The sequence below is a fragment of the Pseudaminobacter soli (ex Li et al. 2025) genome (assembly GCF_003012705.1).
Taxonomy (GTDB): Bacteria; Pseudomonadota; Alphaproteobacteria; order Rhizobiales; family Rhizobiaceae; genus Pseudaminobacter; species Pseudaminobacter soli.
This window is the reverse complement of record NZ_PXYL01000025.1, coordinates 40,694-51,601: the sequence shown is the minus strand read 5'-3', so window position 1 is coordinate 51,601 and position 10,908 is coordinate 40,694. Positions and strand designations below refer to the sequence as shown.

The 10,908-nt window shown below is 62.9% G+C and carries 10 protein-coding genes; 4 read left to right on the top strand and 6 right to left on the bottom strand.

What is annotated here, in order from left to right; genetic code table 11:
• A partial coding sequence (locus C7I85_RS27240; protein ID WP_181257416.1) for a HAMP domain-containing protein occupies nt 1–904 on the bottom strand: 904 nt, incomplete at its 3' end.
• A 517-nt stretch (nt 905–1,421) separates the two neighbouring features.
• Nucleotides 1,422–3,416, bottom strand: coding sequence for a methyl-accepting chemotaxis protein (locus tag C7I85_RS27235; RefSeq protein WP_210203089.1), 1,995 nt, complete (start codon nt 3,414–3,416; stop codon nt 1,422–1,424).
• Between the two features lie 482 nt (nt 3,417–3,898).
• Here C7I85_RS27235 and C7I85_RS27230 point away from each other — a divergent pair, with 482 nt between their 5' ends.
• From C7I85_RS27230 to C7I85_RS27220, 3 genes are all read left to right on the top strand, one after another.
• Entirely contained in the window at nt 3,899–4,342 is a 444-nt protein-coding gene (locus C7I85_RS27230) for a pyridoxamine 5'-phosphate oxidase family protein (protein WP_106727147.1), read from the top strand.
• Between the two features lie 155 nt (nt 4,343–4,497).
• Nucleotides 4,498–4,839: a hypothetical protein gene (locus tag C7I85_RS27225; protein WP_106727146.1), complete on the top strand. Its 342-nt coding sequence runs from the start codon at nt 4,498–4,500 to the stop codon at nt 4,837–4,839.
• Nucleotides 4,840–5,038: 199 nt separating this feature from the next.
• Nucleotides 5,039–6,847 (top strand): ABC transporter ATP-binding protein/permease, encoded by a 1,809-nt coding sequence (locus C7I85_RS27220; protein ID WP_106727145.1) that lies wholly within the window; start codon nt 5,039–5,041, stop codon nt 6,845–6,847.
• Between the two features lie 19 nt (nt 6,848–6,866).
• Here C7I85_RS27220 and C7I85_RS27215 read toward each other — a convergent pair whose 3' ends face one another.
• Both C7I85_RS27215 and C7I85_RS27210 read right to left on the bottom strand, forming a co-directional pair.
• Nucleotides 6,867–7,409: a methylated-DNA--[protein]-cysteine S-methyltransferase gene (locus C7I85_RS27215; RefSeq protein ID WP_106727144.1), complete on the bottom strand. Its 543-nt coding sequence runs from the start codon at nt 7,407–7,409 to the stop codon at nt 6,867–6,869.
• Between the two features lie 7 nt (nt 7,410–7,416).
• Nucleotides 7,417–8,166: a 2OG-Fe(II) oxygenase gene (locus C7I85_RS27210; protein ID WP_106727143.1), complete on the bottom strand. Its 750-nt coding sequence runs from the start codon at nt 8,164–8,166 to the stop codon at nt 7,417–7,419.
• Nucleotides 8,167–8,346: 180 nt separating this feature from the next.
• Between C7I85_RS27210 and C7I85_RS27205 the strand changes: the two genes are divergently transcribed.
• A complete protein-coding gene (locus C7I85_RS27205; RefSeq protein ID WP_106727142.1) occupies nt 8,347–8,769 on the top strand; it encodes a low affinity iron permease family protein in 423 nt (140 codons plus the stop codon).
• A gap of 22 nt (nt 8,770–8,791) precedes the next feature.
• On the opposite strand, the gene C7I85_RS27200 is transcribed toward C7I85_RS27205, so the two are convergent.
• Entirely contained in the window at nt 8,792–9,436 is a 645-nt protein-coding gene (locus C7I85_RS27200; protein WP_106727141.1) for a response regulator, read from the bottom strand.
• 8 nt (nt 9,437–9,444) lie between these two features.
• Nucleotides 9,445–10,794: a PAS domain-containing sensor histidine kinase gene (locus tag C7I85_RS27195; RefSeq protein ID WP_181257415.1), complete on the bottom strand. Its 1,350-nt coding sequence runs from the start codon at nt 10,792–10,794 to the stop codon at nt 9,445–9,447.
• Nucleotides 10,795–10,908 lie beyond the last annotated feature (114 nt).

The window sequence follows — 10,908 nt, the reverse complement described above, 5'->3', positions numbered from 1 at the left end:
CCTCCTCGGCCCGCTGGCGCGCCGTCTCGGCCTCGGTCTCGAGGCGGATCTTCTCGATCGCCGCGTCCTTGAAGCTCTGCACCGCCGTCGCCATCTGCCCGACCTCGTCGCGACGGCCGACAGCCGGCACCGCCACCAGATGGTCGCCCGCCGCCAGCTTGCGCATCGCCTCGGTCATCCGGTTCACCGGCCGCGCGATCTGCAGCGACAGCCACCAGCCAATCAGAACGAGAATGGCGACGATACCGATCGCACCGCCGAGCTGGACATCCTTGACGACGGATGCGGCATCGTTCTTCCTAACAGTGACGTCATCCAGCCAGGAAGCGATCTTGGTCTGCACCTCCGAAATCGCCGAGCGCGCCATGGCCGCCTTTTCGGATCCCGTCGCGTTGGTGATCAGTTCGCGTCCTCGACTATAAGTATCTGGCTTTGACGCGTATGAGACTCCCGGATCGCCGTATTCGGAGGTCCACTGACGTGCCATGGTGCGAATGTTTTCGATGGAGTCCTGCAGCAGCTGGTCGCCGGCAGCGTCCTTCTTCGCAGCGTCGATCGCTCTGTCGAAGTCTTTGGCCGAGGCGAAATAGCGCTTCTGGATGTCTTCCCGCAGCGACAGCAGGTAGAAGCGGGCGAGGTTCATCCGATCGATGTTTGCGGCTTCTGCCTTGCCGATATTGGTCAGCAGGCGGTTGGCAATCTCATAATCCTTCCCGGCGGCTTCCATCGTGACGACGGACCGCATCACCAGGAACGCCACCACGACGCTGACCAGAATGACGGCCGAGAAGCCCAGCGCAAGCTTGCGTGTGATGTTGAGATTGGTGAGCGAGAAGCCGCGTCTTTTCCCTGGGGCGTAGGTGTTGGGCGCAGGCGCTGCCGCGTCGTATGGGAGGGAACTCATCGGTTGTTTCCTTGGCATCGGATTAGGATTCGGTGGTGCCCCGCAAAGCGGTCGTCGGGACGCGTTCTGCCGTGCGGCGGAAGGCCTGCGCCTCGCACCTTGGGCAACTTTGCGGGTTGTTAACGGGAAGTTGGGGGCTTCGAGCTTGCCGGCAGGCCTTCTCAAGAAGGCGGGTCCGCCGGCGGCGTTTCAGTTCTTACATTCCGTGTGATGAGTTTCCGGCTTGGTCAGCCTGTTCCCCTCATCGATGCGCTTATCGTTGTCACTCCCTGTCGTGACCTGCCCCTGACATGACTCAAGGGTAAGCACACCGCGCATTACCGAAACGTAAAAACGCCCAATATTCCCGTTATTTTGCATGTAGATAGCACCAGCCCAATCCTGAGGGGCGGAACTTCGTATCTATGGTTGTCTCGCCTCCTGTCCGCGCAACCTTCCGGAGCGCACGCTTTCGAATGATGCCGTGACGGCATTACAACCTTTGGTATCTGGCCCCACTTTCCGGTGGGAGCCGGGCTTAGAATTCCTGCCAGCCGTCTTCGGCAGGGGCCGCGGCGCGGGCGGTGGCAGCGCTGTAACCGCCACTGGCAACCCGAAGCTCGGGCTTGCGGCGTGGGCTGGCCTTGGCCGCCGGGTGGATGGTCTCGACCGAAGCCGGGTTGCCGAGCCTAAAGCTGCCGATCTGGCGCGCCAGCGCGTCGGTCTCCTGCGCCAGCGAGTGGCTCGCCGCCGTCGATTCCTCGACCATCGCCGCGTTCTGCTGCGTCACCTGGTCCATCTGGTTGACCGCGGTGTTGACCTGGTCGAGCCCGGTCGACTGCTCGTGCGCGCTAGCCGCGATGTTGGTCACCACGGCGTTGATCTCGGCGACCTGGACGACGATGCGCTCCAGCGCCTGGCCGGTGGCGGCGACCAGCTTGACGCCCTCGCCGACCTGGGTGGTCGAGGCCGAGATCAGGTTCTTGATCTCGCGCGCCGCTTCCGCCGAGCGCTGCGCCAAGGCGCGGACCTCGGAGGCGACGACGGCAAAGCCGCGGCCGGCGTCCCCGGCGCGTGCCGCCTCGACGCCGGCATTGAGCGCCAGAAGGTTGGTCTGGAAGGCGATCTCGTCGATGACGCCGATGATGCGGCCGATCTGGTCGGACGACTTCTCGATCGTGCCCATCGCCGCGATCGCCTGGCGCACCACCGCGCCGGACGCCTCGGCGTCGCCCTTGGCCTCGGAGACGACGTCGCGGGCATGGCTGGCGCCCTCGGCGGTCTTCTTCACCGTGGCGGTGATCTGGTCGAGCGCGGCCGCGGTCTCCTCGAGGCTTGCCGCCTGCTGCTCGGTGCGCCGCGACAGATCGTCGGCGGCGGTCGAGATCTCGCCGGTGCCGGCGTGGATCGCATTCACGCTGCCGGTGATGCTGAGCATCGTCTGCTGCAACTTGTCGACCGATTCATTGAAGTCGGAGCGCAGCTTGACCAGCTTGTCGGGGAACGGCGCGTCGATGCGGAAGACAAGATCGCCGCTCGACAGCCGGTCGAGGCCCTCGCCGAGTGCCGAGATAGCGATCTGATCCTGGCGGTCCTCTTCGGCCTTCGCGGCGGCGCGGGCCTCCCGTTCCTCCTCGGCGCGGCGACGGCTGCTCTCGGCCTCGGTCTCGAGGCGGATCTTCTCGATCGCCGCGTCCTTGAAGCTCTGCACCGCGGTTGCCATCTGCCCGACCTCGTCGCGACGCCCCACCGCCGGGATGACGATGTTGTGGTCGCCAGCGGCGAGATTGCGCATCGCCGCCGTCATCTGGCTTACCGGCTTGGCGATCTGTTGCGAGAGGAGCCAGGCGATGAGGGCAAGAGCGAGGACGGTGGTCACCCCACCGGCGATCTGAAGATGGTCGGTAGAGGTCAGCGCGTCGTCCTTGAGCTTGCCGATGGATTCGAGCCAGCTGGAGACCTGCTTCTGCACCTCGACAACCGTCGGGCGCACGGCCTGCTGCGCCTGCGCTGCGCGATCGGACACGGCAAGCTCGCGGGCCTGGAACACGGTTCCCGGATTGCTGGCGAGTTCGACCAGCGGATCGCCGACATCGAGGCGCCATTGCCTTGCGGTCAGGTGGAACTTTTCGATGACCGAGGTGAGTGCCTCGTTGTCCTTGGCCTCATGCTTCGCGTCTGCGATCTGTGCTTCGAAGAGCTGCGTGGTCTCTCGGTAGAGTTTGAGCACGTCGGGCTTCTGAGCCAGCGCATACTGACCCGCAAGGTTCACGCGGTCGAGATGCAGGGCTTCCGCCTTGCCCAGATGCGTCAGCAGACGGCTCGCCGCCTCGAACTCCGTGCTCGCATGTTCGACGGTCGAGAGCGATCTCGACATGAGAAGCGCCACCGCAATGCTGATGATCATGATGACCGAGAAGGCCAGAACCAGCTTGCGCATGATGCTGAGATTGGCGAGCGAGAAACTGCGCTTCTGCGATGGGGCGCTGACCTGGGGCGCAGGAACTGCTGCGTCAAATGGAATGGAACTCATCGGATTTCCTTAAAAACGAATAATTTGAAACGTCGCGTTCCTGCAGGCCATCGCCGCCGGAAAAAGTCCGGCCGCGCGGTGAAAAGCCCTTGGCTTTGCACCGGGTGAACATGCGGGTTGTGAAATAAGAGACGTCCGACGCGAGGCCGGAGACGACTTCCTAGGATGAAATGAGAGTCAGATGAGAAGCTTTGGCGCTTGGTCGAATAGCTGGCCGATTACCTTATGAAATTTGATATATTAGTTTTATAAAAAATGTTTCGGAGGAGCACTCCGAACCTAGTAGGTCAATATTTAATGACCTGAGCCTATTCATAAGATATTACTTAATTGTAAACGGAAAATATCGTCATATTTCAATTGGATAGGCCCGGCAGGCAGCGATCGCATTCGACCATTCGCCAATGCGAGACGTTTGCTCGGCGCATGTCTGCGTATTAGATTTACAGCGCGGGGAGGGACAAAGACCCGAGCGCCCGGCCATGTTCGTGAAGGAAATGACGCGAGCCGATTGCACCGCCCTGCTTTGGGCATGCCGGCTGGGCAGGCTGGCCTGTTCGTACAATGACCAGCCCTATGTCGTTCCGATCTATTACGCCTTCGACGGCCATCATCTCTACAGCTTCTCAATGCCGGGCAAGAAGCTTTTGTGGATGCGCGAAAACCCCCGCGTCTGCATCGAGATCGACGACTGCTCGAAGCATCCGGGCTGGCGCAGCGTGGTGGTCGACGGCCTCTACGAGGAACTGACCGGCCCACGCGACCGGCACTACGCCTGGTCGCTGCTGCAGCAGCATGCCAACTGGTGGGAGCCGGGCGCCCTGACGCCGGATCCGCCGCTGCTCTCCAGCCATTCCGACCATCTGTTCTATCGCATCTGGATCGAGCACATCGCGGGTAGGCAGGCGGCTTGCGGCGAGAGGTGATCTAAGTCAGTCGCTTGCTGACAACGCTTGCGAAAATCAGCGCTTTACCAAGCGGATTCAAATATTTCAGGGTGCCGGGTCCGGCCATATTCCCATGTTCACGAACTGCTGTTATCGAAATCCGGCCCAATTACGGGCAGGGGGAAAACATTTCCATGACATTTGACGTTCGTGCAATTGCTGCCGGCGCTGTGGCGGTCTGTCTGGCTTCTGCAGTTTCCGCGAAGGCGGAAGATCTGGTCTTCACGCTGACCAACGGTACGGGTTCGGTGCTCACCGAGTTCTACACGTCGCCCACGGGCGTCGACAATTGGGAAGCCGACGTTCTGGGCCGCGACGTGCTCAACCCGGGCGAAAGCGCCACTGTGACCATCGCCGACGGCCGCTCGGTCTGCAACTACGACATGCGTTTCGAGTTCACCGAGGATTCCGATCTCACCACGACGACCGACACGCAGAACCTCTGCGATCTCGGCTCCTACACGATCCACGAGTAATTCGTGCATCATGGCCCTCGCCTTCTATGGGGCAGGGCCATTCTTCCGGGCGCGGTGCCGTACGAATTTCCGCGCCATGACCGTCCTCGACCGATCACGACCAGCTACCAGACATTTGCTTAAGAGGGGCTGGTAAAAGGACCGCCTTGCGAAGCACTATATTTCTACAGTGCATGCTGCGAGGAAAGGATCTGCACCGATGGCGGATCAGGCACAAGGCAAGTCGAAAATCAAACCGCCCGCCGGCATCGAGGAAAGCCTTGCCCGGCAATTGATCATGATGTGGCGAGCTTTCATGGCCTCGCCGGTCCGCTACGTTCTGTTCGGCTTGGGAGCGGGCATGATCATCGTCGTCACCGCGACGGCGTATGGGCAGGTCCTGCTGGTCAGCTGGAACCGGCCCTTCTACGACGCGCTGGAACGGCGTGATCTGCATGAATTCTTCCACCAGCTTTCGGTATTCGCCTACATCGCGATCTTCCTTCTGCTGTTGAACGTTGCGCAGACATGGCTCAACCAGATGCTCCGGCTGAAGCTGCGTGAAGGGCTGACGCTCGACCTGATCACCGAGTGGATGCGCCCGCGCCGGGCCTTCCGCCTGGCCAATGCCGGTGCCATCGGCGTCAACCCGGATCAGCGTCTGCACGAGGATGCCCGCCACCTGAGCGAGCTTTCGACCGACCTCGGCGTCGGCCTTTTCCAGGCCTCGGTGCTGCTCGTCAGCTTCATCGGCGTGCTCTGGACGCTCTCCCAGGGATTTACGTTCCATATCGCCGGCAAGAGTTTCGTCATCCCCGGTTATATGGTCTGGGCGGCGATCACCTATGCCGGGATGGGCTCATGGCTGAGCTGGCTGGTCGGCCGCCCGCTCATCAAGCTCAACGGCGACCGCTATGCGCGCGAGGCCGAGCTGCGTTCCTCCTTGATGCGCGTCAACGAACACGTCGATGCGATATCGCTTGCGGCCGGCGAGGCAGATGAGAAGCGCCGGCTGGAATTCGATCTCGCGAGCCTGCTGTCCGCACTGCGCAGCATCGTCGTTGCGACCACGCGGCTCACCTGGGTCACCGCGAGCTATGGCTGGCTTACGGTGATCGCGCCGATCATCGTTGCTTCCCCGGTCTATTTCCATGGGGACATCAGCTTCGGCGGGCTGATGATGGCGGTCAGCGCTTTCAACCAGGTCCACGCTTCGCTCCGCTGGTTCATCGACAACATCGGCAATATCGCGGACTGGCGCGCCACGCTGCTGCGTGTTTCGGCCTTCCGGATGGGGCTGCTCAAGACCGACGTTCTGCACGATATGGAAAAGCGCATCGAACTGGTGCCGCTGGATGGCGAACGCATGACCTTCGACAATCTCGAGGTCGCTTCGCCAAGCGGCTGCACGCGGCTGGTCGACAAGCATGTTGAAGTACTGCCCGGCGAACGGGTGCTGGTCACCGGCGACCCAGGCGTGGGGAAGACGCTGTTCTTCCGTGCGGTTGCGGGGCTCTGGCCTTGGGGCAGTGGACGCATTGGCCTGCCATCGGGCAAGCCGCCGACCTTCGTGCCGCGCATGCCCTATCTGCCGCCGGGCACGCTGCGCGAGGTGCTATGCTACCCGCGAAGCTCCGAAACGTTTGCGCAGGCCGACCTGACGGCGGTTCTGGTGGAGTCGGGGCTGGGGCGACTGACCGAATCCCTCGACCGCACCGCGCGCTGGGACCGGGAGCTCGTCGAGAGCGAGCAGCGGCTCATTTCCTTTGCCCGGCTGGCTCTGCACAAGTCGGATTGGGTGGTGATCGACGAGGCGCTGGACATGCTTGAGAGCGACGCGCGCCACCGCATCTTCGCGATGCTGGAGCATCATCTGCCCGATGCCGCCATCATCAATATCGGCCGCGGTATCAACGGGCACTTCTTTACGCGCACCCTGCATCTGGGAAGGGATCCGCGTGGCCAGACGCTTCGGCCACTCCGTGTCGCGCCCGCCCAGCCGGTCGACATGGCCGCGACGGGGTCGTGAACGGGCGATGGCTGACTGGTCAGCGCAAGCGTGGGCTCGATGCCTCGTGATCGATCAGCCAGCGCTTACGCTCGATGCCGCCGCCGTAGCCGGTCAATGCGCCATTGGCACCCACCAGCCGGTGGCAGGGAATGACGACGGAAAACGGGTTGGCGCCATTGGCGGCACCCACCGCCCGCACCGCTTCGGGCTTGCCGATGCGGGCGGCAAGCGTCGAATAGGAGATCGGTCTGCCCGCTTCGACCAACCGCAACGCATTCCAGACTTTGTTCTGAAAATCCGTGCCGTCGAGGACTACGGGAATGCGATCAATAGCGCCGGCATCGCCGTCGAAATAGTTCCGGAGTGCGGAACTGATATTCGCTGGCGTTGTGCCTTCCTTGAGCTCGAAGCCCTCGCGGGCAAAGCGCAGGCCGAGCGACCGGTCGAGACGGTGCCGGCGATCGGCGAACTCGGCGGCACGCAACCAGCCTTGCCGGTCCGTCACAACCGTGAAGCCGCCCAGCGGCGTGTCCAGCGTCTCGAGAACCAGCGCGAGTGGTGATTGGGTTCCGGCCGTCATGCGTATCCTATTTGGCGTCATGGAAGATGATGCCGAGTGTATGCCGCCGGCCCGAGCGCAGGCGGCTGACGCCGTGGCGCAGATTGACCCGATAGACGCCTCTGGAGCCATTGACTGGCCGGTTGTGCACGGCAAATGCGACCGCATCGCCCTGTCTCAGCGGCACCACTTCGGCGCGGCTCTGCATCCGTGGCCGCTGTTCGGTCAGCACGAACTCGCCGCCCGTGAAATCGCGGCCCGGTTCGGAAAGCAGGACCGCCACCTGCAGGGGAAAAGCGAGGTCGCCATAGAGATCCTGATGCAGGCAATTGAAGTCGCCCGGAACATATTGCAGCAGAAGCGGCGTCGGGCGGGTCTGGCCGGCTTCGTGGCAGAGTTTCAGGAAATCGGCATGGCTTTGCGGATAGCGAGCGTCCACCCCCATGCGCTCGTTCCAGGCATTGGCGATCGGCGCGAGGCGGGGATATAGCGCGGTCCTCAGCCCGACGATCAGATCGGGCAGCGGATATCTGAAATAGCGGTATTCCCCCTTGCCGAAGCCGTGCCGCGCCATGTGGATGTGACTGCGGAAATGCTCCTCATGCGGATAGAGCGCGGCGATCTCCGCGCATTCCTCGGGCGTCAGCAAGCTATCGATGATGGCGCAGCCATAGTCGTCCAGCTCGGTGGCGAGGGCGGGCCAATCCCGGGCAGCGATGCGCTCTTCGGCGGACCTAGTTGTCTCTCCAGCAGGGATCGGTTTCGGTTCGACGTTCATGAGCAGACCTCGTATGCTGGTATCGGTATCTGCCGGAATCCTCGCACTCCGCACTCTGGTTGAAAATCCGTTTCTTGCTGCCAATTCCCCTTGCAGGAACAATAAGCTGGTCGCTCCGTTTTTTATCTGGCCGCCCGCGACCATCTGCCGGCGCCTCGCCTTCATCGGGAATTGCCGACAATGACATCAGACAGACTTTTCTCTTCGATTGCCAACAAGGTCGCGCATGCAGCGGGCATGCCGACGACGTTCATCGTCTGCTGCCTTATCATCGTGATCTGGGCGGCGACGGGGCCGTTTCTCGGTTTCTCCGATACCTGGCAGCTCATCATCAACACCGGCACCACCATCGTCACCTTTCTGATGGTTTTCCTGATCCAGAACACGCAGAACCGCGAGGGTGCCGCCATTCAAGCCAAGCTCGATGAGCTCATCCGGGTCGGCGAGGGTCAAAACCGCTTCATCGGCATCGAGCATCTTACCGAGGAGGAGGTGGAGCAATTCAGGGGGCTCTGCGAGCGTGCCGCGAAAAGAGCGGAACGCGCCGCCGCAACATCCGACCGGGCGTCCAAAAAGCCGAGCCGCGCCGCCACCGCGAAATGAAGGCGAAGGCTGATCGCGCCCGCTACTCCACCATCCAGCCTTCCAGCGTCGCATAGCGAACGAGTGCTGCGCGCGTGCGCAGGCCGAGCTTTTCGGCCGCTCTCGCCCGGTAGGTCTCGATCGTCTTGACGCTGAGCGACAGCTGCGCCGAGACCTCCTTGTTACTGTAGCCCTTGGCCACCAGCTTGATGACGGAGACCTCGCGATCGCTCAGCGACTCGGCGCTGGCGATCGGGGTCTTTGGCGTACTGAGGATCTTGGCCGCCATCACCGGGTCGATATAGATGCCGCCGGCGAGGACCGAACGGATGGCGTGGATCAGCTCTTCGGCTGCGGACCGTTTCAGGATGAAGCCACGCGCCCCGGCCTGCAGCAGCTGATGGACGTAGGCCGACTCTTCGTGGACCGTCAGCGCCAGGGCCGCCAGTTCCGGAAAGCGCTGGCGAAGTCGTTCGATCAGCATGACGCCGTTGGTTCCCGGCAGGGACACATCGACGACGGCAATATGCGGGTCGGTTTCTTCGATGCCCCGCATGGCGCTTTCGGCTTCGCCTGCCAGGCCCACGACCTTGAGATCGCGCTGGGCTTCGACCATCGATTTCACGCCGGCCAGAACCACGGGATGATCGTCAACCAGGAAGACACGTTTTTGTTGCGACTGCGTCATTTGCTCGCTCAAAGTTGGAACGATGGGGATGTAGGGAGTGCCGCATAGACAGTGGTGCCCTGTCCGGGGGCCGTCTCGACGCTGAGATAGCCGCCGACGAGCGCCAGCCGCTCGCGCATGCCGGAAAGGCCGAGACTTTTCATGTGCTTGTCCTCGTTTGGGGTCGGGTCGCTCGGGTCGAAGCCGCGGCCGTCATCCTCGACGGCCACCCTGACGATACCGTCGGCCCACTGCGCGGTGACGCTGACGGAATTTGCGCCGGAGTGCTTGGCGATGTTTGTGAGGGCCTCCTGGACGACCCGATAGATGACCACCTGTCCTTCGTCGCTCAGCTGCTCGTCGAGCCCTTCGAGATGGGCGTCGGCGGCGATGCCCAGTCGCTCGGCCCAGGAGGCGACAAGGCAGTCCAGTGCCTGGCGCAGGCCGAGATCCGTCAGCGAGGTCGGTCGCAACGAAGAGGCCGTGCTGTGGACCTCGACGCTCATATGCTCGACGATGGCGCGCAACTCGGCCAACTTCGTCAACTTCGCGTCATCCTGCAGCACGGGCTCCAGGCTCTTCAGGCCCAGAGACAGCGCGGTCAGGTCCTGGCCCAGCTCGTCGTGCAGTTCCCGGGCGATGCGCAGGCGCTCTTCCTCCTGCGCCTTCAGCAGCCGGCGAGTGAGCCGGTCGCGCTCCGCCTCGGCAGCCTTGCGGTCGGTGATGTCGGTGAGCGCGACGACTGCCGCGCTGATCTCGCCATTCTCGTCGCGGATCGGCGCCGCATTGGTCGAGACGCAGCCGCGCGTGCCGTCGCCGCGCTTGATCCATATTTCCTTGTCGAGCGTGACCTCGCCGTTTTCGAGCGCGCGGGCCAGCGGCCAGTCCTTGGTTTCGTAGGCGCGGCCATCCTGGCGGTAACCGAGGTCGGCGCCAGTGGCGATGCTTACCTGCTCGCTGTCGCTGACGCGCCAGAGATGACGGAACTGGTCGTTGCTGAGCACGATGCGGTGGCTCGAGGCCTCGGCGACCGCGACGCCGACAGGCAGGCTGCGCACCACGGCATGAAGCCGCGCCTGGCTTTCCTGCAGGGCGCGCTGCACGTCCTGCCATTCCGCTTCTGACGCCGCCACCCGGCCCGCCGAGCGAACCAGCGCAAAAACCAGCATGACGATCAGGGACAGGGCGAAGATCAGCAGCCAATCCTCCTCGCCATAGCGGCGATAGGTAGGGGACAGGAAGCTGACCCAGAGGACCTTGCTGACGAGCACGGTGAAGCCGATGGTCAAGGTCAGGCTGGCGATCAGCTTCTGGCGGCCGCCAAGGTTCCGTGCAGGATCCATGCCGCGCAGGTCGGGAAAGCGGAATGTCTCCGACATTACAAGCACCCTCTTCCTGTGCGGAGCCATATATCGATGGCTCCGATGCCGTGGGGCGATCGTGGAATGCGTCGCGGTTCCCGCCGACCGCTCGTGCTCCTAGGACCCTCCGCC